At 41.5% G+C, this 24,167-nt stretch carries 22 protein-coding genes; 2 read left to right on the top strand and 20 right to left on the bottom strand.

Annotated features, from left to right (window positions below; translation table 11 throughout):
• Positions 1–45: 45 nt before the first annotated feature.
• From RDN93_RS06775 to RDN93_RS06715, 13 genes are all read right to left on the bottom strand, one after another.
• A complete protein-coding gene (locus RDN93_RS06775; RefSeq protein ID WP_308744788.1) occupies positions 46–612 on the bottom strand; it encodes a DUF3575 domain-containing protein in 567 nt (188 codons plus the stop codon).
• Between the two features lie 7 nt (positions 613–619).
• Positions 620–1,681 carry a fimbrillin family protein gene (locus tag RDN93_RS06770; protein ID WP_308744787.1) on the bottom strand — a complete coding sequence of 354 codons (1,062 nt, stop codon included), beginning with the start codon at positions 1,679–1,681 and terminating at the stop codon, positions 620–622.
• Between the two features lie 5 nt (positions 1,682–1,686).
• Positions 1,687–2,760: a fimbrillin family protein gene (locus RDN93_RS06765; RefSeq protein ID WP_308744786.1), complete on the bottom strand. Its 1,074-nt coding sequence runs from the start codon at positions 2,758–2,760 to the stop codon at positions 1,687–1,689.
• Positions 2,761–2,778: 18 nt separating this feature from the next.
• Entirely contained in the window at positions 2,779–4,002 is a 1,224-nt protein-coding gene (locus tag RDN93_RS06760) for a fimbrillin family protein (RefSeq protein WP_308744785.1), read from the bottom strand.
• Positions 4,003–4,047: 45 nt separating this feature from the next.
• Positions 4,048–5,379, bottom strand: coding sequence for a hypothetical protein (locus RDN93_RS06755; RefSeq protein ID WP_308744784.1), 1,332 nt, complete (start codon positions 5,377–5,379; stop codon positions 4,048–4,050).
• 31 nt (positions 5,380–5,410) lie between these two features.
• Positions 5,411–6,712, bottom strand: a complete 1,302-nt coding sequence (locus RDN93_RS06750; RefSeq protein WP_308744783.1) for a hypothetical protein — start codon at positions 6,710–6,712, stop codon at positions 5,411–5,413.
• Positions 6,712–7,944 carry a DUF3575 domain-containing protein gene (locus tag RDN93_RS06745; RefSeq protein WP_308744782.1) on the bottom strand — a complete coding sequence of 411 codons (1,233 nt, stop codon included), beginning with the start codon at positions 7,942–7,944 and terminating at the stop codon, positions 6,712–6,714. The genes RDN93_RS06750 and RDN93_RS06745 overlap by 1 nt, the downstream gene beginning before the upstream one ends.
• A 408-nt stretch (positions 7,945–8,352) precedes the next feature.
• Positions 8,353–9,645: a DUF4010 domain-containing protein gene (locus RDN93_RS06740; protein ID WP_308744804.1), complete on the bottom strand. Its 1,293-nt coding sequence runs from the start codon at positions 9,643–9,645 to the stop codon at positions 8,353–8,355.
• Between the two features lie 55 nt (positions 9,646–9,700).
• Positions 9,701–10,168 (bottom strand): CYTH domain-containing protein, encoded by a 468-nt coding sequence (locus tag RDN93_RS06735; protein ID WP_308744781.1) that lies wholly within the window; start codon positions 10,166–10,168, stop codon positions 9,701–9,703.
• A 106-nt stretch (positions 10,169–10,274) separates the two neighbouring features.
• A complete protein-coding gene (locus tag RDN93_RS06730; protein ID WP_308744780.1) occupies positions 10,275–11,327 on the bottom strand; it encodes a porin in 1,053 nt (350 codons plus the stop codon).
• A 231-nt stretch (positions 11,328–11,558) separates the two neighbouring features.
• A complete protein-coding gene (locus tag RDN93_RS06725; RefSeq protein WP_308744779.1) occupies positions 11,559–11,693 on the bottom strand; it encodes a hypothetical protein in 135 nt (44 codons plus the stop codon).
• 84 nt (positions 11,694–11,777) lie between these two features.
• Positions 11,778–12,894 (bottom strand): peptide chain release factor 2 gene (prfB, locus tag RDN93_RS06720; protein WP_308744778.1). Its coding sequence is split into 2 segments (ribosomal slippage): positions 11,778–12,830 and positions 12,832–12,894, totalling 1,116 coding nucleotides; the frame shifts between segments, so codons are not numbered across the junction.
• 84 nt (positions 12,895–12,978) lie between these two features.
• Positions 12,979–14,790 (bottom strand): AMP-dependent synthetase/ligase, encoded by a 1,812-nt coding sequence (locus tag RDN93_RS06715; protein ID WP_308744777.1) that lies wholly within the window; start codon positions 14,788–14,790, stop codon positions 12,979–12,981.
• Between the two features lie 110 nt (positions 14,791–14,900).
• Between RDN93_RS06715 and RDN93_RS06710 the strand changes: the two genes are divergently transcribed.
• Positions 14,901–15,968: a M20 family metallo-hydrolase gene (locus RDN93_RS06710; RefSeq protein ID WP_308744776.1), complete on the top strand. Its 1,068-nt coding sequence runs from the start codon at positions 14,901–14,903 to the stop codon at positions 15,966–15,968.
• An 86-nt stretch (positions 15,969–16,054) separates the two neighbouring features.
• On the opposite strand, the gene RDN93_RS06705 is transcribed toward RDN93_RS06710, so the two are convergent.
• The 6 genes from RDN93_RS06705 to RDN93_RS06680 form a co-directional block, all read right to left on the bottom strand.
• The gene (locus RDN93_RS06705; protein WP_308744775.1) at positions 16,055–16,411 is read right to left on the bottom strand and encodes a hypothetical protein; all 357 of its coding nucleotides are present in this window, start codon (positions 16,409–16,411) and stop codon (positions 16,055–16,057) included.
• A gap of 563 nt (positions 16,412–16,974) precedes the next feature.
• Positions 16,975–17,886, bottom strand: a complete 912-nt coding sequence (locus RDN93_RS06700; protein WP_308744774.1) for a hypothetical protein — start codon at positions 17,884–17,886, stop codon at positions 16,975–16,977.
• 14 nt (positions 17,887–17,900) lie between these two features.
• Positions 17,901–18,638, bottom strand: a complete 738-nt coding sequence (locus tag RDN93_RS06695) for a bacteriocin fulvocin C-related protein (protein ID WP_308744773.1) — start codon at positions 18,636–18,638, stop codon at positions 17,901–17,903.
• Positions 18,635–19,015, bottom strand: a complete 381-nt coding sequence (locus RDN93_RS06690) for a DUF1573 domain-containing protein (RefSeq protein ID WP_308744772.1) — start codon at positions 19,013–19,015, stop codon at positions 18,635–18,637. Before RDN93_RS06690 ends, RDN93_RS06695 begins: the two co-directional genes overlap by 4 nt.
• A gap of 389 nt (positions 19,016–19,404) precedes the next feature.
• Positions 19,405–20,205 (bottom strand): hypothetical protein, encoded by an 801-nt coding sequence (locus tag RDN93_RS06685; RefSeq protein ID WP_308744771.1) that lies wholly within the window; start codon positions 20,203–20,205, stop codon positions 19,405–19,407.
• A 258-nt stretch (positions 20,206–20,463) separates the two neighbouring features.
• Positions 20,464–21,099 (bottom strand): HU family DNA-binding protein, encoded by a 636-nt coding sequence (locus RDN93_RS06680; protein ID WP_308744770.1) that lies wholly within the window; start codon positions 21,097–21,099, stop codon positions 20,464–20,466.
• 332 nt (positions 21,100–21,431) lie between these two features.
• Between RDN93_RS06680 and RDN93_RS06675 the strand changes: the two genes are divergently transcribed.
• A complete protein-coding gene (locus tag RDN93_RS06675) occupies positions 21,432–22,790 on the top strand; it encodes a VapE domain-containing protein (RefSeq protein ID WP_308744769.1) in 1,359 nt (452 codons plus the stop codon).
• Between the two features lie 200 nt (positions 22,791–22,990).
• Here RDN93_RS06675 and RDN93_RS06670 read toward each other — a convergent pair whose 3' ends face one another.
• On the bottom strand, positions 22,991–24,121 hold the full coding sequence (locus RDN93_RS06670) for an aldose epimerase family protein (RefSeq protein WP_308744768.1): 1,131 nt from the start codon (positions 24,119–24,121) through the stop codon (positions 22,991–22,993).
• Positions 24,122–24,167 lie beyond the last annotated feature (46 nt).

Genomic DNA, 24,167 nt, shown 5'->3' with positions numbered 1-24,167 from the left:
TGCTTATTCTTATCAAACTTACTTTCATATCCACAATCTTACTCTCTATCTAATAATATAAGAAATAGAAACCGCCAGTTTTGCCGGAAACAGTTTATATCCGTGCGCATTCGTCTTTCCCGGATTATTAATTGCATAATCCTCAAAGTTATCATTCTCGAAGTATTGCTGATGCCAGAAATGGACAGCTCCGAAACCAGCCGAAAATTCAAGGTTAAAACGTTTGCCCAGTGCCATCGAATATCCCATCGTTATGCCGATTCCTACTGCATCCCCTTCGTAAATATGTTTCCCCCAATGAATGTCATAATTCGCTCCCAAGGCTGATATACCGATATATTCGCGTACCATAGGACGACCATTGAACCAATAACGGTATTCCGGTTGCACACCGATGATTTTAATATCTGTTCCATAGGGTTTATATCCCCCATAGACACTTAAATCAACGCTGGAACGTTCACCCACTACCAGTTCACATCCCAAGTTGGGTATTCCTGCCAGAAGTGACAAGCCGTTGGTTTTTACCGCCACTTGCTGGGCACACAAGTTCTGTGCTCCTGCAAGAAGCAGAAAAACAAGGGAGAATAGATATTTTACGATTCGTGTCATGTCGTTATTATTGTAACTTTACATTTTCGTCTACAGTATTACCTCCCGTCCAGGAATCCACATTGGCCGGTCCGGAAAACGTGGCATCTTTCGGCAAAAAGTTAATACGCATTAATGTAGTCTTGCCTTTCTTTATTGAGATATCATAACCGTAATACTTGTAATCATAGATAGTATACTCACGCAAATTGTTACCGCCATCTTTTACCTGACAAGTAATCTTCTGTATCAAGGTCTGTTCAGGTGGAAACATAAACTTTGCGACAGACTCTCCCGGAGTATTATAAGTAATTCCGGCATTATTTGTCGAATGAAGACACACCAAATCCTTAGGAGAAAAAGAAAGTGCTCCATCTGTCAAAGCCATCCAGCCGGATTCACCTGTATTGCAATACACAGTTACCGACTGAATCCGATACCCTGCATCACATACCTGCTTACTGGTAGAATAGAAACAGAAATCCAGACGTCCGAATGCATGCTGGAAGTTCAACACGACCGGATTTGTTCCGACTTCCGAATACCATGTCGGTGCTTGACCTGTGAACATATAGTCTCTCGTTTCAGACATATCACGCGGATTCAGTTTCCAAGGTATGGCCCATTGTGCCACTCTGTTCACTTCACGCCATTCCGCTTCTTCTGTATAAGGGTAATAACCATACATCATCAAGCCCGCATTACTCGTATTAGGGAAAGTTGCCAATTTCTCCGTCTGTAACGTTTCATAACCCGGCACATACGTGTAGCAAGCATTAAATAAATTCGGCTGGAAATCACTCTCATTTTTTTTGTTGAACAAGTCACAATCTTCGTTACGCCCACCTTGAATGGCAGGAATCCCAAAAACACCCAATTGCGCATTTGATTCAAAAGCCGTTATCGGTGCACGAGTGCCCGGCCCTGTTACCTCAACCACAACAGAAGCGAAAATGTTGGAGCTGAAAGATACAACAGCTCCACCATTTACATTAGTATTATTTCCTGATTGAGGCGTATTATCGTCGTCTTTACTACACGATGCCAATAAAAACGACAACGCTACGCCTGCTATCATCCATTTATTCATAAGAATTAGTTTACTTCCTGATCAATAGTCTGGTCTGCATCCTTCCATTCTTCCAGTGTAGCATTGATATCAACCACACGCAAACCGTAAATTGTCAATTTAACTTTATAAGCCTTACCTGCTTCAAACGGTGACACCTGACCTTCTGCATTCTTATAAGTAATGGTAACCTCATTCTTCTGCGTTCTCTCCTGACCATTTACCATAGCAGCCAAAGTAACGTTAAGAATATAAGAACCGGATGCTGAAGGCAATAACATTACATTTCCTGCATCTTTTTCTACTTTTGTCTCCAAATCTACATTTGTTGTATATTTATTATCACCGAAATATGCCGGAATTTCCGAAACGATACCTGTAGCAGTCAGAGTTCCTTTGTTAGCCCCTGCAACAGCCAAAGAAGCTCCATTCGAAGAAGTTACAGTGATATTCTTAATGCTCACAGGCCAAACCTTACCATCTTCAACCAGTCCTTCGTCACCGCCAATACCCAAAAGCTGCAATTGGGTCAACAAGTGCTTGAACTTCAACTCCGGTGTAGTCCCCCCTTTACGGAAATAGCGGGCATTGTATCCGGAATAAGTTTTACCATCGGCAGAAAGAACATCTTCTGCTATTGCTTCTCCCCAAAGAATATCTACATTTCCAGCGATATTATAAGTAACAGCAGCACTATTTGATGACAAAGAAGGATTAGTCGGAATCGGACTACAAGCATAGAATGAGAAATTCACATCGCTATTCAAAGGATAAAAATAAACATCATTTTCACCCCCCAGCTTGACTTTTCCGTCCGCTGCCACTTTTCCATCTACATAATTAGCCGGTGAGAACAAGTTACCGGAAGCTGTATTCCAGCCGGTACCTGCATTGTCTAATCCCCACACACGAATCGGAGTATCCTGCCATTTACTAACAACGGCTCTTGTTTGAGTAATAGAGATATTAGAGCCGGCATTCAATGAAACTGCTCCGTCAAAAGGAATATTTACCTCTTCCTTTTGATCTACTACGTCATTATTCGAGCAACCCGCCAATATTGCTGCTGCTCCCAGTATAAATAGATATTTTTTATTCATATTCAGATATTTAATTTATTATTCTGTAAATGTATCGTCTGGATTAATATTGATATCACCACCATTTATCCACTCACCAAGTTCTGCTGTAAGTTCTATTTTCTTAATACCATAAACAGCAATTGTAACATTATAAGAAGTAGATGCAGCGAAAGTTGTAATACCAGCATCAGTGCCATTTTTAGTTACATCACTAGCTTTCAAAGTCAACTCGTATGTTGCTGTCTGCTGTGCAACAGGCACTGTATTACCTGATTCATCAATTTCTTGTTTAACAACAACCTCGATATCGTAAGTTTCAACACCCGGTTCAACCAACAAAGCTTCACCCACAGCGGTCGGAGTTTCTGCATCGGCTGCCGAAGCATAGTACGTTTTGTCTGTTAATGGCTGCATTACGTTACCTTTTCTTTCCTGAAGAGACAATAAAGTACCCTCATCATTTCCATCCCATTGGATACCTTTATTAGCATCGGCAGCATATACGAATACCAACTTTCCTGTAGTTTTTGATTTTACTTTAATAGACTGTACATATACATTCTCAGGTTTAGAGGTACCCATACCTTTGATATTGAATACAAGACGGGTCAACAAGTGTTCAAATTTCATCGAGGGCTGCACATCTCTACGAGCAGTATAAGAACCGAATGCTTTATTTATGTCTTCAGGAGCAAGTTTCGCCTTATCAGCATCAGAAAGCTCAGCTTTTGCAATCATCAAGTCTTGAGAACCATTAATCACAAAAGATTTATATAGCACATTTGTACCATTCATTGCTTCAGTTTTTGCTTCGCCAATTACTGCATCATCTCCATAATAACCAAAGAAATCATAAGCGCCACTACGTGGGAAATAACGGGATTCGTTATTTTTCCATTTAACACCTGAAATCTTAGCGCCGGTTTCAACCGTACCCTCTTCGTCACGCAAAGCATAAGTATTCAAATCTGCAATTCTATCGCTCATTGTTATACCAGTCTTAGAATCCTTCTGACAAGCATAGATATACAATTTCTGTCCACTCCATGTATTAGAGATAGTAGCACCATCACCTCCGACAGTACCGGCGCTTCTGGTAGCATTGACTGTAACAGAAGGAGCAGCGGCATAAAGCAAGATAGCGTCTGCGCTAGGTGTCAGATCCACAGGTTCATTTCCCGGTACACCCTCATTTTCGCTCTGCGAACAAGATGTCAACACTCCGGCTGCCACCATTGCATAAAGAAAAAATCGTTTCATAAATCACACAATTTTAAATTAATAATAATATGTAAGTTTCACTTTTTATTCATCCTCATATTTATCGTCCGGACTAATGTTTATATCTCCCCCGTTCGTCCAGACTCCACTTTCGACAGCAGAGCTGATATCAGACAAACTATTAATTGTCAAATAAATAGTATATGCTTTTCCCGGACTAAAGACCTTGTTATCATTTGTATTTTCCAAGTCTACCTCTACCTCCGTATATAGCGCTCCCGTTAATCCCTGCTCCGCGCTCAAAGTAATTTTCGCCCGATAAGAGTCAGCCGGTGCCACCAATAAACTTGTACCACTATCACGGTCGTTCTCTTTGTCTTTGTCAAGAACATAGCGATAACGCTTTTTATCATCATCCGTCACATTCTCATAGATAGGGCAATCAGCTACCAAGCACCATCCGGAATTTCCAATGAGTTCTCCGTTTTTCTTTTTCAGTTCAAAATACTTATAATCCTCACTATCAAAAGATATCCCTCTCTTGAGATTCGTCATACCATCCGCATCAGGAGCACTCACCGCCACAGTAAACCGTCCTTTATATTTTGAATTCAATTCAACCTTCTTTACTGCCAAAGTCGGATCCAAAGAAGGAACACCATTTCCCTTTTTATTTGAACTATCATCCGGCCTACAAACCACAAACCGGAGAAGAACCAAATGATGCTCAAACTGAAATACCGGATTTAAACCATGATTAGCAGAATATGCACTGAATGCACGACCCAGAATCTTATCACAGTACGGATTGCCCTCGTATTTATCTTTCTGAGCCTCAGGATCCGCCATAGCAGACATGAAATCCCTGCGCCCGTCCAACTCAACATCATAATAGATATGATCTTTCTCACGATGGCACTCACCCATCCAATCATCCAAATAGTAAGCAAAGAAGTTATAAGGCTGATTGGTATTCTTCATATTATAATAGATTTCCTGAGACTTCTCATCCGGATAGAAAAGCAGTAAATTGGAATCCTCTTTCTTCACCCCCACTTCTTTCCCGTGATCGGAAGCCTGTGCATTTGCCCCTCCCGTCCTATGACCATCCAACAAACAGAAATCCTGATTTGCCTCACTCCAGGGGTTAGACAAATCGGTTTGCGGATCCTTATTAAAAGCATACACATAAAATCTTACATTGTCCCAAAAATCCGCATCATTGCCATTATTGACCTCGCCGCTTCCGCGTGTCAATATCTCAAAATCAGACATACCCAAGCTCAACACGATAGGAACCGGTTCCACCAAAGGCGCATCATCATCTGTCGTCAGTTCCCCTACATACGTATCTCCGGAACAATTAAACAACAGTATCGAACAAAATCCGATTAATAAGCATTGCTTAATCTTCATATATATTATCTGCTCTTTTCTCATCATCCCATTATATGTCTACATGAATATCACCTACAACTTCCCATCCACATACACCGTCACTTCCCATTTCAGGATTTAGTCCAACAATACGGAAAGGCGTTTCAATCCTCAATTCAGCCCGGTCTTTCACTTTCTTGCGCTCATTCACCTGCCCTGTCTCTGCCGTAATCTCCTGTTCTTTGATTTGTTTTGACAAATTGGATTTCGCATGAATAGCCCGAACATCTGTAGAAGTCTTCACATACAGAACGATACAACAAACACCCGGTCCTGTAATCGTATAGCTATCCACACCACCTATCAATCCGAATACTTCCAAAGACGCTTTGCATAAAAGAGTCACAACAGGTTTTTCCCCTTCGGTGGATTGGGAAACTTTCTGCTCCGTCACTTTTACAATCACCCTTTTCAGTTCTGAAATATTTAAAATACCAGTAGACAAAGATACTTCCGGCGCGATACCGGCCATTTCTACATAAATATCCTGAATATCCTCTTTAGTCAACTGATTATTATTCTCATCTGCCGCTAATTGAACAGTAAACTGAATATCAATATGTTGGGTAAGAGATGTAAAATCAAAAGGCTGTATATAATTCTTTCCCGCATCCAGTTCCAGATAATCACGGCGGCCCACGAACAGCCTCCGGCCGGCATCCCTTACATAACCGATGCCGGGATTCAAATCCGCCCACTTCCGATTGTCTACCAATACTTTACTCACATCTTTCTGCTCTACAACCGCATGGCGCATTTTAACTTGCTTGACAGGAATAGCATTATCGGATTTAAACTCATCCAAACCATCCAACGATACCCTTTTATCTTCCTCCTCAACCTCTATAACCTTACCATCATTATCTTTCAGGTCATTACCTTTATCGTCTTTCTTCGTTACTTTTACCTTCGGATATTCCGGATCAGTAAAAGCCATCATAAAATACTCTCCACCAGGCAGTTTGATCTCGGATTGGTATTCACCTTCCGGTTCAATATTGTCATCAGGAGTTTCAGTGCCGCTGTTATCATCATGAGTCACAGGTCCGTCTCCGGGAGTTTCCTCCACCCAAAACTTACCGTCTTTATTCGTTTGATAAACCATATGACGGGTATTCAAAATACGGGTTGCCACGAAATACAGACGTTCAGGTGTCTCATCATCCGACAAGTCTAAACCGTTCCAGTTGTATGTAACAGAGAAACCTTCCACTACGTGAGGATGCGTCCCCTCGTCACATAAATCCACCTTCGTACAGCCAACCAGCAATAATGATGTAAATATGATCTGATATATAATAGTTGCTTTCATCATTCTTCACCTCCCGCATTTGTAATTTCCGGACTCTCCTTCCGACTTCCGGAAGATTGTGGATCCACAGCCTGCGGAACAGATGATTCTGACTCCGTAGACTGCTTCTCCCGAACAGGTTGCTGTTCATCTGGGGATTGTTGTTTTATTTGTGTTTCCACACTTTCTTCCGGTTCTTTATCTTTCTTCTTTTCTTTCGCACGTTTCTTTTCTTCTTTGGCAACATTCCCCAAAGAATCCTTCATCAACTTAGCTTGCTCTTTCTCCAGTTTCTGAACCTGTTCCAATGAATCCTTCATCAACCGAGCCTGTGCTTTATCCAGTTTCCGTACTTGTTCCAATGAATCCTTCATCAATTTTTCCTGTTTCTTTAACGAATCCTTTATTTGCGATAAAGAGTCCTTAGCCAGATTCAAAGAATCTTTCTGCAGCTTTTTCAGTTCTTTTATCTTTGTTCTGGCCTCGCCAATGGAATCACGCCTCAACTGCTTCTGCCGCTTAGCTTCCGTCCGGGCATTGATTTTATCGTAATCAATCAACTTATATTTGTTCTTGACTGAAGTTGAGAAACGATAGACAAACGCCACACGCAAGTCACTAACGACCGGGAATGGCACCAGATGCCCGCCTTTACTCTTTTCGGGCAAACGGGGATAGCAATTGCTTTCCTCATCATGCCGGTAAGCATCATACTTAGTATAGACAAACCCTACACTAGCTCCCAATTCCAAATCCACAAAATTCTCACGATAACCATATAAAGGAATACTGAAACCACCCGACACACCAAGTCCCAAAGCAGAACCCTGCATACCGCGCTTGCCAAACTTAAAATTATAATTGGCATAATCAGCATATACGCCCCAATAGTAAGCACGCCAATAACGGGGATGGAAACGTTTGACCGTAAACACCTCTTCTTTTAAACGTTGAAAAAAACCGGCTGAATCCAAATGATGGAAGTTTCGCTGAGTAGTACGGAAATAATTCCGAAACTCCAAGCGGGTATCAAACAGATTATAAACGATACTAGGCTTGTAATTTTGAGAAGTGCTCCAATTACCTTTTACACCAAGACTTAATGTATAATGTTTATAAGGAGAACCGAACAGATCGAATTCGGCAGTAATGTTAGGTAATAACACAAGCCAATCGACCGCATTTGTCTTAAATGCCAGCCGAGACTTGAAAGGCATGATTGAATCTTTATTCTCTACTGCCTTTTTACGCATAGTTGGAGACTGAGCATTACACTTCACTCCTGAAAGGAAAAACAACGAGAATAAGATACAAGACAGTATTTTTATCCAACGGCATTTCCCCTTTTTTACGCATTTTTCTATAAATAACACCTGCTTCCCTTTTACAAGGAAAGCATTATGTTCGCCCTCATTTCCCATAATCCGCGTTCGCGCCCTTATTTTTGTTCATTCGTTTGCATTGTTCCCTAATACAATGCTAATCAGTCGCAAATGTATGGTAAATATTATTATATAACAAATAAAAATTAAGATTTAAAATAAAGAATTTTAAATTATAACTCCATACTTCCTTTTAATTGCACTTTTTCACTCCTGAAAAGTTGCAATTAAAAGAAAAAGAAAGAGTTAATATGAAATATAGGGCTATAAATGTTTTTTCTAAAGATAGAAGAATAATAATAAAACAAGATTACATGCAATCACAACACCGAACCCACCCAGAATCCAGGGACGAAGCTTGCTTCCCTTTCCAGCAAAAAACAGCGCATAAAGCATATTGACCAGTATATTACTGATGATGGCCTGCATACTACAAGCCGTAATAATCAGTACAGCAACACTGCCTGTATTTTGCAACAAGTTCAAAATGAAAGGAGTGATATCACTAAATCCGGATACAAAAGAAAGCAGATTCAATCCGCCCGTACCTGCATAAACTAATGTATAATGAGTCAGAATAGTAAAGACTACAAAAAGTACGGCAAAAATCAACGCCACCTTGAACTCTAACGGATTACTGCTATCATCATCTTCTTCAATAGCCGGCTGATCTTTCGGACGTTTCTGCCGGGAATGGATAAACCATCCCACAACGGCTGCTACAACCGACATAATCAACAGATACGGATAAATAGTAAGAAAGATTTCTCTGCTAAAGATAAGTATCAGTATCATAAAACGCAGGAACATCATACTAATAGCCAACAACATGGCGGCAACATATTCGGTAACTTCCTGCTCAGAGGCTTTCCGGCTCTTACGGGCGAGCACGGAGATAGTGGCAGTACTACTATATAATCCGCCAATAATGCCGGAGACTAAAGTCCCGGATTCATGGAATACATACCGTTTCAGCAGATAAGAAAGGTAGGAGATGCCGGATACCACAACCGTTGCCAGCCAAATAGAATAAGGAGTCAGGTTTATATCAGGAATCAGGTTCTTATTCGGAAGCATAGGCAATATAATACCGCTGATGGCCAGGAATTTCGCCAACGTAATCATTTCATCATTCTTCATGCGTTGGGCAAATTCGGTAAAGGTATGTTTGAGCTCAGTCAACAACAGCACGGTTACTATCACCATAACATAAAACCAGGAAGGCTGCGTAGCTACAATGGGAGCCATACAATAAGTAATCAAGGCAATAATAATAGTCGTAACGCCAAAGACATGGAATTGGGACTGTTTCACATAATAGTTTAATCCCAACAATAAACCCAGCACTGCGCCTCCCCCCATAAACAAACGCATATCGACAGGATCCAGTATATAAAGCAGGTACCCCAGGATACCTATAAAAGTAAAAGTACGGTCAGTTCCGAAAAGAGTAGTCTCCCCCTCACGCTTCAAGCTGATCCGACGTTGCGAGAGTCCGATTAATAAAGAAAACAAAGTCACCAGTATAAAAGTAACCAATTCCCGCGGCACATAATTGTACAACTGTTCCATATCCATACATTGCTCTTTTTAGATAAGAACAAATATACAGTTTATTTGTTAACGTTCACCACGTTTTATACGGTTTTTTCATTAGTTGGGAGTTGTAATAGCGTATATCTCCCGTCACCTCTTCACCGATAAAGTCCGGTTTTACAAAAGCCTCATCCTCAGATTCAAGCTCCACTTCCGCCACGATAAGACCGTCGTTCTCACCATAAAACTCGTCAACTTCAAATATATGTTCGCCGCTGCGCACCAGATAACGGGTTTTATCAATGATACCCGGTTCGCAAAGTTTCATCAGTTCTTCCGCTTCAGACAGAGGGAGTTCCTTTTCCCACTCATAACGGCTGGTGCCGGAAGCATTGGAAGCCCCCTTGATAGTCAGGTACCCTTTATTATCGCGGATACGAACCCGTACAGTCCTCCCGCGAGCACTGCTGATATAACCTTGCACAATGCGGCTTTGCGCAAATGCAAAAGACTTGAAGTCTCCGGAAACCAAAAATTTACGTTCTATTTCTTGTGCCATGACACAAAGATAAATTAAAAAATTGGAAATAGAGAATTAAAAAACGATAGTTTGATATCTCACATTACCCACAAAAGAAACGTAGCACCTTAATTCTCAATTCATTTCAAAACCTCGTCATAAACTCAATTACGATTTTATCCCGCTCCGATTCTTTAGGTACACCGGACTTCTTATAGAAATACTTCTCGAAGTTCAGCCGCAGGTCGGCGATAAAAGCTTTGGATAGACTTAACGTGATTCCACCAGTCACACGATGCCGGGCATAATCATTGATTATCAACGCCTTGGTTGTTTCATCTTTCTTACCGTCACTATGATCCGTCATCATGTCATAACGGGCAAGAAAGGAAATCTTATTAAATACCTTTTTCAACGGCAAATCGTAATTAATGAAACTATTCACTGCGTGCACGTCCTTGAATGCGCCGTGCCCATACATCTTATATAAGTATTCCGCTTCGATATGAAAACGGCTGTTCTGATAATAGATACCGGCATCATACATATTAATCCGTACATCTTCCGGTTTTATCATCTGGGTGCTGAGTGTTACATTCCAGCTCTTATTGAGTAACAACTGCGCTTTCACCGAATAGTTCAACGTCTTATGCCATTCCTTCTGGTTCGTCAGGCCGGAACCGTTGAACAATCCCCCTTCAAGAACAAATGAAACGCCCCCTTTATTGGTATAAGCAGCAGTAAAACCCACATCACGCACATTCCCCACCTGCTTGGCGATAAACGAACGGTTTGCGAAGTATTGCTGATGAGGAGAACGATGGGCATCTATCGTGAAAGGAACCCGCATCTGTCCAATCGTGAAATTCAAGTCTTTCACCGGAAAGACACGCGCATAGGCATCAAGCATCTTGATAGAGCCTTCGTCCGAAAGGTCGATTTCAGCTTTATAAGCCACCAGCGGATGCACATTCCCCGAAACGCTGAAACGCGCATTACGTACCTCGAAGCGACTTTCCTGCGTTTCTGTCTGGTACTCATATTTCCCCCGGATGGTTCCATGAATCTCAGGCAGATAATCTTTAAACTCCATTGTTTCCTTATCCAATTTCTTGCCATCACCGGCATCCTCCTTAGCCTGTCCGAAGACCGATGTCGCCAGCAAAAGTGTAACGACCGTTGTTGTAATTCTACTCATTTCAGTTGTTTGCTACTTAATTCGTGGCAAAAGTACAACTGCGAGGATACACAAAAATGACAATTTGAATACGGATAGATTACAGAAAAGTTACATTCCCGTTACACGGACTACAAATACGTTACAAAACAAAATTCACCACAGATTATATGACTTGCCGGAGTTTCTTAACGAGTGAAACACGAACATTTCAGTCTCTCCGTACAATCTATATAATCTGTAGTGAATCAATCAGCCGAAAAAGGAAAATGCAATCAGCATAATCAGTGCCAAAATAATCAATGAGACAAATACTATTCTGACAACTTTCCGGGCCTGCTCTTCTTCCTTCTTGCTTATTGCTGCTTTTTTCTTACCCTTACCCATAATAGTTAGCTTTAAAGTTCAACGCTAACAAAGTAAGAACAAATCTTTTAACTTTCCAAGAATAACACTTGCTAATTTTGCATTTTATGATTCCTGTGAAGAAAATTCCATCAGATAGGCCTTGATGAACCCGTCTATCTTGCCGTCCATCACTCCGTTCACATCCGAAGTCTGATAGTTGGTGCGATGGTCTTTCACACGGCGGTCGTCAAATACATAGCTTCGTATCTGCGAGCCCCATTCAATCTTCTTCTTACCAGCTTCCACCTTCGCCTGTTCGGCCATACGATGCTGCAACTCCTTATCATATAAGATAGAGCGCAATTGGCGCATTGCATTCTCACGGTTCTTCGGCTGGTCACGGGTTTCGGTATTTTCAATCAGGATTTCTTCTTCCTCGCCTGTATACGGGTCTTTGTACTGATAACGCAGACGCACACCGGATTCCACCTTGTTCACATTCTGTCCACCGGCACCACCGCTTCGGAATGTATCCCATGAGATATTGGCAGGCAGGATATTCACCTCAATGCTGTCATCTACCAGCGGAGTGACGAATACGGAGGCAAAGGAAGTCATACGTTTGCCTTGGGCATTGTATGGAGAAACACGAACCAGGCGGTGTACGCCATTTTCCCCCTTCAGATAACCGTAAGCAAAATCTCCTTCGATATTGATTGTACAGGTTTTAATTCCCGCCTCATCACCTTCCTGAAGGTTGGCAATGGTAGCCTTATAACCGTTCGTCTCGGCATAGCGCAGATACATACGCATCAGCATGGAAGCCCAGTCCTGGCTTTCCGTGCCACCGGCACCGGAATTGATTTTCAATACGCAAGCCATCTGGTCGGCTTCATCGCGAAGCATATTTTTGAGTTCGAGCGCTTCTACAGCTTCGTAAGCTTTCGCATAAGCTGCGTCCACATCTTCCTCAGTCACCAATTCTTCCTTATAGAAATCAAAAGACAGTTCGAGTTCGTCTGCCAGCGTCTTGACTTCATTATAGCCGTCAATCCACTTTTGCAGGTCTTTCACCAGTTTCATCTGGGCTTCGGCTCTCTTCTGGTCATCCCAGAATCCCGGAGCTTGTGTCCTTAATTGTTCTTCTTCGACTTGAATTTTCTTCCCGTCGATGTCAAAGATACCTCCTCAGCGCATCAGTGCGCTCTTTCACGTCTTTAAGTTGTTCAATAGTAATCATTTGATTTACAATTTTATTATTTACAGATTTCAGATATCGGGCACAAAGATAAGCAAAATTCCGCTACTAAAAAGAAACAGCGGACTATGCGTTTTCTTCATACATCTTTTCAATCAAGTCCTTATAATTTTCCGAAACAACCGAACGCTTCAACTTCAACGTATTAGTCAGTTCCCCACGTTCCATGCTGAATGGTTCAGGAAGTAAAGTGAAACGTTTGATTTGCTCGTAATGCGCAAACTGCTGTTGCAAGGTCTCTATCCGCGCACGGAACAAACCTACAATCTTAGGATGCTGCAACAAATCAGCCATATCTTTGTATTCGATGCCCTTCTCCTTTGCATACTCTTTCACATATCCATATACAGGAACAATCAGAGCAGACACAAACTTACGCTGATCGGCAATAATGGCAATCTGGTCGATATACCGGTCGATGACCAACTTCGTCTCTAAGGCCTGCGGAGCGATATACTTACCGTTCGAGGTTTTGAACAAATCCTTGATGCGTTCCGTCAGGAAAAGCTGGCCATTCTTAAAGTAGCCGGCATCACCGGTGTGGAACCATCCATCGGAATCAATGGCAGCAGCCGTAGCTTCCGCTTTCTTATAATATCCCTTCGTGATAGTCTTGCCGCGAAGCAGAATCTCATTATCTTCGCCTATCTTCACTTCTACCCCCGGCAATACGACACCTACCGAACCAATGTCATAACCTACCGGCAACGTACAGGATACAGTAGCCGTAGATTCCGTCAATCCGTATCCGACTATCATATTGATACCTACCGAATGAACAAATTCATTGATTTCATCGGGCACAGCGGCACCGGCAGTCGGAAAGAAGTTACCGTTCTCAATACCGATCGTCTTCTTCAGTAAAGAATAAATAGTCTTTTCGTAGAACTTATACTTCAGTTGGTTCATCATCGGCGGAGTCTTGCCCTGACGCAGATAATCCAAATTATGGATTTTGCCTACCCGGATAGCGTCCAGCATCAACGCTTTCTTCACTCCCGTCGTTTCATTTATCTTCTCCTGTACACCGGCATACACCTTTTCCCAGAAACGGGGAACGCTACACATCAGTGTCGGACGGATTTCCTTGATTGTTGTCTGAATATCCGCCGGGCGAAGATTAATGCAAATCTGCACTCCCTTATGGATGCAGAGATAACACCATGCCTTCTCGAACACATGCGTCAACGGAAGGAAGTTCATGGATACATCCTTATCCGACATCGTTGTCAGACGGTCATCGTGCGTACGGAACTGATCCAGGTAGCAGGAATGATGAAGCATTACTCCTTTCGGCTCGCCCGTCGTACCGGACGTATAAAGAATATTCGCCAAGTCATCATAAGAAGCACGCCCCGTACGCTCTTCCACCGTATCATTATGCGGAAATCCCTCTCCCATTGCCATAAATTCATCAAAATAGATAGAGGATACGTCACGAGGATCCTTCACCACCGAACGGTCAAAGATAATCAGTTGTTGCAGGGAAGTACAGAAACCGAAGATACTGAAAGCAGCATCATACTGGAATTGCTCACCTACAAAAAGATAACGTATTTGTGCATCGTTGATGATGTATTGTGCTTGCGCTGGGGAACTGGTTGCATAAAACGGAATAGTAACAGCCCGATTAGCAAATGCCCCAAAGTCTACATAAAACCATTCGGGTTTATTCTGCGAAAAGATTCCGATATTTTCTTGTTCCTCTACTCCCAGTGCCACAAGTGCGTTGGCTGCCTGCCTCACTGTTCCGGAGAATTGATTCCAGGTAATCGGAATCCATTGTGCTGTCTCGTAGTCACGGTATTTCAAAGCTACCCTGTCGCCGTATTTTTCGGCCTGACGATGGACTAAGACAGATAAATGATGATAAGTCATACTCTTTGTATTAGTAAATATGGCACAAAGGTATTGGTTTTATTTGAAACTATTGCGCAAAACGACTATCTTTGTGCAAATATTATGGTAATGAATAAAAGCTTTGCACTATGAAATATGATATTCCAACCATGACAACAGAGGCTGTAAGCCTCCTCAAATCATTAATCAGTATCCCCTCAATCAGCCGGGAAGAAACGCAGGCTGCGGATTTCCTGCAAAACTATATTGAAATGGAAGGTATGCAGACCGGACGTAAGGGAAACAATGTATGGTGTCTCAGCCCGATGTTCGACCTGAAGAAACCGACTATCCTGCTGAACTCCCACATAGACACGGTGAAACCTGTCAACGGCTGGCGAAAAGACCCGTTCACTCCGCGTGAAGAAAACGGCAAACTGTATGGTTTGGGAAGCAATGATGCTGGGGCCAGCGTTGTTTCTTTATTGCAGGTGTTCCTGCAACTATGTCGTACTTCGCAGAAGTATAATCTGATTTATCTCGCTTCCTGCGAAGAAGAAGTTTCGGGTAAAGACGGAATTGAAAGTGTACTGCCGGGGCTTCCGCCCGTTTCATTCGCCATCGTAGGCGAACCGACGGAGATGCAACCTGCCGTTGCTGAAAAAGGGCTGATGGTATTGGACGTTACCGCAACGGGCAAAGCCGGACATGCAGCACGTAATGAAGGAGACAATGCCATATATAAGGTATTGAACGACATTGCCTGGTTCCGCGATTATCATTTTGAGAAAGAATCTCCGTTGCTGGGACCGGTAAAGATGAGTGTGACTGTAATCAATGCAGGTACGCAACATAATGTTGTCCCCGACAAATGCACTTTTGTTGTCGATATTCGCAGCAATGAGCTTTACTCCAACGAAGAACTATTTGCCGAAATCAAGAAACATATCTCTTGCGATGCCAAGGCTCGTTCGTATCGTCTCAATTCTTCACGAATTGACGAGAAGCATCCGTTCGTTCAAAAGGCTATAAAAATAGGGTGTGTTCCATTCGGTTCTCCTACCCTGTCCGACCAGGCATTAATGTCCTTCCCATCGGTGAAAATAGGTCCGGGACGTTCTTCCCGCTCGCACACTGCAGATGAATATATCATGTTGAAAGAGATAGAGGAAGCTATCGGAATCTATCTGGAGTTATTGGACGGGCTTCTGATTTAACAGAAGCCCATTCATGTTCAAAAATTCAATCCACTAATATATTACATACACTATCTCTTAATATTATCGCCATATTTCAAACATAATTAAAGATAAATGAACTTCTGACGCCCATCATTATCCACGTAGAATGGAAGTTCCTCTTTTCCTCTCGTTAGATTCCTGAGCCATAAAAGTGAACCGGACGGAACACTGACCGTAATATAGTTATACTTAGCCCGTTCACTCAGGATTTTCTTCCATTCGCCATTATCCCAACAAAACAATTCATATTGATTACCCGCTATAATACCATTGTCAGCATTCAATGGCATCATCCGTATCTTTGTAACAAATTGAGGTTTCTTCAACATAAAACGTATAGTCGGGTAAGGCTTCGGAGATGTTTGCGGATTACCGTCGTATTCAGCCTTCCATTTAATCCGTTCCAAAGGTTCATCCATTAATCGGACTTCAGTTTTATCTTCTGATAAAGTATCCCCAGATGACAGTATCGGCAAAGGAGATGCTGGAATGACATTCTCATATCCATATCGAATATCAGTAATAAATTCCAATTCGGACAGGGCGGCATGAGGATATTCATTCGTTGTCTTTACTTGGTAATATTGAAAAACTTCCTGTAACTTTGAAAGCAGTAGATGCCTGAAACAATCCGAAGAACTGTACTACCCCCAACATTGCCTGCAAAAAGCAAGAAACAACAATAATAGTACCTTGTATCAGAATAGCTGTCCTTATCTTCTTACTAAACAATATTCTAGTAGCCTCATACACTGATACCACTAATGACATAAACAACACAAAGTACCATTTGGGTATTATATATGAGTCTGTGAATTGTCGTGAGCAAACAAATATGCTACCTAAACACAAAACGATGAACAAACAGTAGAATATTCTTATCATTGTAATTGAAGAATCATACAAAAAACAGATATTTACATATAACCGTAATGTCAGATTCATCTATCACCTGAGACACCCCACAAGACACTAAAGAAAATCATTCAACATCTGCATTTAATTGTACTATAAGTTCTTTGAGAAATTGCAATTCATTTTGTTCTTTCTGTATATCGGTATTTTCTTGCAAACGTATTTTCTTCCTCCATCTAATTACTTCATTTCTATCCACAACATACAAATGATACAAAGCTGACTTTTTGAGTTGGGAGTTATTTTGAGCCATACTTATAACAGGAAACTTGATATTTTCCAAGAGTTGAGTATTTTGAGTCCGACTTTCAGGATTATCAAAACAAATCAAAGCTAATACAGTTGTATCATTGTTTCCTTCAAATTCTTTCTGCACTTTCTCTAAGAAAGTTAGTCCAATCTTATTTTTTTCTTCATCTTCACCTCCAACATAAACAACAAAGTTCTTATGTTTAAATTTATTCATGATGCTATCTTGAGATGAGGTAAAACTTGCCAAATTCAACATTTCAAAGACTTCCAGTTTCTTGGACCCACTATTTTTAACAAAGTCTAATTTATTCCACTGAGCAAAACCATAAGAAGATACTCCAATACAAACCAATAGATTTACTAATGCCAGCATCACCTTTCTTGTTTTATTAAGTCGGGTATACCACCAACCCAACAGTACAGCTATTATCTGTAAAACAGTATCGGGGAATGAAGGCAATGCGATAATAAAATGCCCCATAAATACCCTGACAATAATATCCGGCACCAAGTCTGCCAATAATACCAATAATACAATTTGGTATGACTTCATCACACCACTATATTTGGTAAGGAAATAAACAGTCACCGCCCAAAAAACTATCCCTCGTATCAATGTCCCCCAATAAAGTGGGGGATTCTCAAAAACATACAACATACGAAATGGTCCAATAGCAAAAGTAAGTATCAGAGATACTGCAAGAATAATTAAAACTTTCTTTTTCATAAGTTATATGCTAATTACCAACAATATCCATCACAAGAATCCAAATAAAATAATCCACACCCAGCCCACTTTGGCTTACAGTTCCAATATCCTTCCACACAATGACTATCCCCCGCACAATCATCCGAGAACATGCCTTCTCCCAAATTAGAATTAGAGTTGCAATTACAATTACGGCCATCTCCCCCGTCTTCACTTCGCGTTTTTACTTGACTAGTCATTTTTTTCTTTCCTTCTTTAATCTCTCCATCTTTACTCAATAATTGATTAGGAGAGAACAATAAGTTTTTAATTAATTTAGGAGACCAATTAAAAGCTTCTTCCCCTTCTTTAATCCATTGATAAACCCAAACTTTAAAGTCATCTTTATACTCTTCCGAACAATCTTTAGAAAAAACATCTGAATATTCTTTTAAAGCAATTAGCAATTTTCCCATATGCTTTTGTTCATCTTCACTCCAATCCAATCTTGCGGCTTCTGTAATCTTGGAAATCCACAAATTCTCCCTTTGTTTTGGAGAAAATGCAATATAAGAAGCCTTTTGATAATCCTGTTCCAAGGACAAGAACTCATCAGCCGACATAGCATTAATTGATTGCTTATTTTCCTTAACCCACGAATCTATTTCCGGATTACAGCTATAAATGGCTTCTTCTTGGTTACAAGATACCAATAATACTAATATTAGGCTTAGCTGCGCTACAACACTAATAAACTTAAATGACAACACATGTGCTTTCATAATAATCATAATCTTTTAATATTTCCTTTTATTTTTAATAACAATACAGGTTCAACGGAATTAGATTCAACATACGCATCTTTAGCAAAAACTCCATGTCGATCTTTCGTATCCAATTCTATACAAACAATAGACTTCTCACCACTTTTTATTGGTTTCTTAGGCCACTTAGGTTTTACACACCCACATGAAGTAACGACGTTATAAATAACTAAAGGAGCATTCCCGTCATTTGAAAAGACAAAATTGATTTTCACAATAGAGTCCTTTTTACAAACAAATTCTCCCAAATCAATTACCTTCTTCAAAAAGCACAATTTTGCTTGATTCTGTGCTGTGAGGCTAAGACTAAAAAGTATCAGCAATGAAAATAAAATTCTTTTCATATATATTTTTTTAATAAAAATCTTTATTTACAAAGATACGGTACATCCAGATATAGAACAAGTAGCCGTTACATTCCAATATTCATATCTTATTAATTATTAGCAATATACAAATACAAAATTCTAAAATCAGCACACAATTGTAACAAGCTATATGACAACTGTTACCTCTGTTACAAACAAAATCGACTACATTTATATTGAAACAACAATCCTCCGTAATACATTCCCCCAGCTACTTTGACCAATAAATAAAACGTAAATGAATGGACCACAATATATCATTATTAAATATAAAGCAAGATACTTTGCTAAATTATTGTTATATACAAACATTATCCAGCAATAAGAGAACCTAATGAGCAACTTACAGGTACTTAAAAAAAGTATTATATTACCTCCCTTAAAAAAGTTTCCAACTCTTTATCGTCAATACTTAAACGCTTTCGGACACGAGACTTCATTGTGCGATAAGTCCCATCCGTAATACAAAATATGGATAATATTTCCTCTTTTGTTTTGTACATCCGAATAAGCACACATAATACAATATCTCGAGGTGGAAGATGACAATCTTGCTGCTCCAACCAAGTAAAAAATTCAGGATCAATCATCCGGCATTCTTCTACCAATAAAAGATAATCTCTTGCAGAGAGTTGGGCAATAGACCGGTTCTCAATAAGCTTGCGAAAGAAAAGAACATCCTTATGTCCTATCGGGGGAGAATCTAGTAGTTGCTGTATTTTTTGAGTTTGAAGAACAGCCTGTCGACGTTCGCCCGCCAATTTCTGATACAACATAACGGAAATTTTAGTAGCAACAGCTATCATTATACCAACCACCAATATAGGAATAGTATAAGAAAATAGCACAGGTGCTGTCTCCATATGAACTTCTTTCGGCATAATCATATAAATTTCATCAGCCGTAATTAAAATAAAAGCAGCAATAAACTGCCAATCTATTACTTCAGAAATATCTATAATACGTTTTTCCTTCACATGAAATGTCCACAATAACGCTCCTACAAAGAGAATTAGCCACATCAAGAGATACATGGAAGACGAGAATGCATCAATATACATTTCTGGGAAAAAAGCCTGGAATAAATAGGTAGCCAGCAGAAACAAACAGCAGAGCAAACCGCCGGACAATAATTGTTTAAAAGGATAAGTCGGAAAATTCATCATTTATTTTATCTTGTGTTCTTGAATCACAAATATAACAAAAAATAGCTTGCATTATCAATCGAATTCAATATTCTTTTCACAAGATAAAAAATCCTCTGTTATCCAATGAGACAACTACAATCTTCACCGCTTCCACCTTTTCCTAAAACACCCGTCCAGAGCACAAAAGTGGGTGAAAGCGACACTACAAACCTCCTATATTTCCCCTGCACGGCTTTCACCTTCATACTGCAAATACATCCCTCATACCAGTTCAATTTACCGCCGCACCAATTCGCGCGACACCCCGTAATACCCTGCCGCAGGCACATAAATCGGCTGCATAAGTTTACCTATATTCCGCAATTTTCCTTCTTCCTGCAATCGTCGGAGATGACGGTTCGCCGTAGTCCGCGTCATGCAGCACACTTCCTGAAAATCATAACGGAGCATTACATCGTGATCGGCAAAATATTCCTTCAACCGCATATCTATCTCTACTTCCGACAAGGATTCCGAGTGGCGCGCATACTTGCTCCGGCTGACCTTGATACCTCTAAGCTCACCCTTCAGACGGGCATCGGGACGGAAACCGATTGTTTTCAGTTCCATTTTTGACGATTTGTTCTTAGTGCTGCGAGTCACTTTCTGTGTGCTTCTCAAGATAGGGGCAAAATAACCGAGCCCTTCAATATGCACTTCACGCCCTTCGCGTAGTTCCTCGCCACAAATTTGGGCAAGCATCTCGAATGCGTTTTTCACATCACCCACAGAAAGGGAACTGCGGTTGTGAATCATCCGGCACAGTTTGTCCATCCCCAGCTTTCCGTTCAAAAAAATGCGGGGATGCAAACCTTTCTCTTCCGAATCGTCGGACTCACCGGGATTCTCATACCAATCGTAAAGTATAGCCATAAGCAGTTAACGTCTTTATAATGAATACTTTTCATGCAAAACCTTTAGATTTATCAATGAACCACTATTGTGGTTCATTCAAACTACTATTGTTATTCAATTAAATAACCTTCGTTATTTAATTAAACTACGTTAGTGAATCATTGACAACTCTACGGCAAAGATACGATAAATAGTAGTGAAAAGGATGATAAAAAGCCGACTTCTTCCGTTAAGGAAAAAATATCTTTTTTCTAGAGAAATACTTGCAAACCGGTACCGTCCTATTGTAGATTTGCAGTATCAGCGCTGATAAACAAACCTATTTTAGTCACTTAAAAACAAAAAAAATAATGAATGCAATGACATTAATGTGGAAACAGATACTGAAAGGACTGAAACTGTTCCAGATGAAGGAGAATAAAGAAGACGCAACAGAGAAAGTGGAGAAAACCCGGACGAAACCGGCAGAATATTGTGGAGACATACATATAGACAGTCTCACGGACACCGAACTGTCTGCCGAGAAGGAGAAAAAAGAGAAAAAGGAAGAGACGGAACGAAAACAACCCGTCCGGCTGACACAAGAGGTACGCGCATTCCTGCAAAAGCAGTATGATTTCCGTTACAACTTATTGACAGAAGAAACGGAATATCGTCCCGCAGGCAAACGTGGTATTCCCTTCGAGCCCGTAGGCAAGCGGGAACTGAACACTTTCTGCATGGAAGCACACGACCAAGGCATACCTTGCTGGGACAAAGACTTGAGCCGTTATATCTACTCCACCTTTATTCCTGAATACCACCCCTTCCGGCTTTACATGGAAGAATTGCCCGATTGGGACGGGAAAGACAGACTGGAGCATTTGGCACAGCGTGTCTCCGACCATCCGCTCTGGGTGAAGAGTTTCCACACATGGCTGCTGGGGCTCGCCGCCCAATGGCTGGGCATGACGGGCATACATGCCAACAGTGTGGCACCTATACTCGTCAGCAGCGAGCAGGGACGGCAGAAATCCACCTTTTGCAAGGCACTGATGCCGCCGGTACTGTCACGCTATTACATGGACAACCTGAAACTGTCGGCACAAGGTAAACCGGAAAGGTTGCTTGCCGAGATGGGGCTCTTGAATATGGATGAGTTTGACAAATACGGGACGCAGAAAATGCCGTTATTGAAGAACCTGATGCAAATGGCGAACCTGAATATCTGCAAGGCTTATCAGAAGAATTTCCGCAACTTGCCGCGCATCGCTTCTTTCATCGGCACAAGCAACCGCTTCGACTTGCTCACCGACCCTACCGGCAGCCGGCGGTTCATTTGTATTGAAGCGGAACATTTTATCAATTGCGAAGGCATGGAGCACGACCAGATATACGCGCAACTGAAAGCAGAACTACTCTCCGGAATCCGCTATTGGTTCACTAAAGAAGAGGAACGGGAATTGCAACGCCACAACACCGCCTTTTATCATCCTTGCCCGGCGGAAGAAGTTTTCCATGCCTGTTACCGGACAGCCGAAGACGATGAAGAAGGAAGCGAACGGCTTTCGGCTTCGGACATATTCAGGAGACTGAAAATGTATAACCCGGCTGCCATGCGCGGAAGTAATCCGGCTACATTCGCACAAGTGTTGCTCGCAGCAGGAGTCACCCGCAAACATACCAAATACGGGAATGTATATCTGGTGAAACCGTTGAAAGCGGCATAAGCCTTAAAAACGGACAAGGGTTCACCCGTAACAAATTGTATCAAAATGGATTAAGCTCCCAATGAAGAAGGTGGAGACGCCAATAAACATCAAAGAGAAAGGTACCGTTTTCACAAACAAAAACAGTGAAAACGATACCTTTCTTCTATGGAATATCTGTTTTTGGGCATCACCCGTTTGCTGTCAAGACAAATATTACATTATTTGTCTACAGAGAACTTAAAGATACATTGACTCATATACTTTTCGCCCGGACGAAGCACAGCCGAAGGCCATTCGGGTTTGTTCGGAGTATCCGGATATTTTTGTGTTTCGAGACATACGGAAGCACGCTGGTTGTAAGTAATACCTTTCTTTCCGGTCAACGAGCCGTCGAGGAAGTTTCCGGCATATACCTGAATTCCCGGCTCGTTGGTATATACGTCCAGCACAATACCCGTTTTCGGTGATTTCAATGAGGCGGCTTTCCGGCTGATATCCCCTTTGGTGTTCAATACCCAGTTGTGGTCATAACCATTGCCGTTCTTCAATTGGACAAAGTCATAATCATTGATGCGCGCACCTACCGGAGTCTGTGTACGGAAATCCATCGGAGTGCCTTCCACCGGAGCTATTTCGCCCGTGGTCATGAATGTACTGTCCACCGGAGTGTAATAATCTGCGTCAACAGTCAGCAAATGGTCGGCATTGCTGCCGGCATCTCCGTCAAGATTGAAATAAGAGTGATTCGTCATGTTCACGATAGTAGGTTTGTCGGTTTCCGCTTCATACCGGATATCAATGGCATTATCGTCTGTCAGTTTCATCAGCACCTTGCAGGTGACATTTCCCGGAAAGCCTTCTTCACCGTCTTTTGCGACATAGGTAAGTTCCACTTCCTGAGGATTCGGCTGTACTGCGTCAAACACGCGGTATTGGAAACCTTGCGGACCGCCGTGCAGGCAATGCCCGTAATTATTGCGAGGCAACTGGTATTCAACACCGTCCAACGTAAACTTACCCTGATTGATACGGTTGGCATAACGCCCGATGCTCGCACCGAAATCGGAAGGTTTGTCGATATAGTCCTGAATAGAATCGAAACCAAGCACTACATCACGCATCTGCCCGTCTTTATCGGGAACCATTACGGAAACAATGCGCCCGCCGAAGTTTGTGATACAAACTTCCATATTTTTCTGATTACGCAAAGTGAACAGCCCGGTTTTCTTTCCATTCACTTCAGCTTGGAATTTACTCTGCAACAAGCCGGAATCCGTTGTCTTTTCGGTCTTCGGCGTACAAGCCGCCATCAGAAAAGCGGCAACTCCCCATACACATAATTTTCTCATGTCCCTTTGTTTTATCGGGAGAACGGTTTTAAAATTCATATCTATT

It is taken from the genome of uncultured Bacteroides sp. (assembly GCF_902491285.1).
In the GTDB taxonomy this organism is placed as follows: Bacteria; Bacteroidota; Bacteroidia; order Bacteroidales; family Bacteroidaceae; genus Bacteroides.
This window is presented reverse-complemented; position numbering and strand designations above follow the sequence as displayed.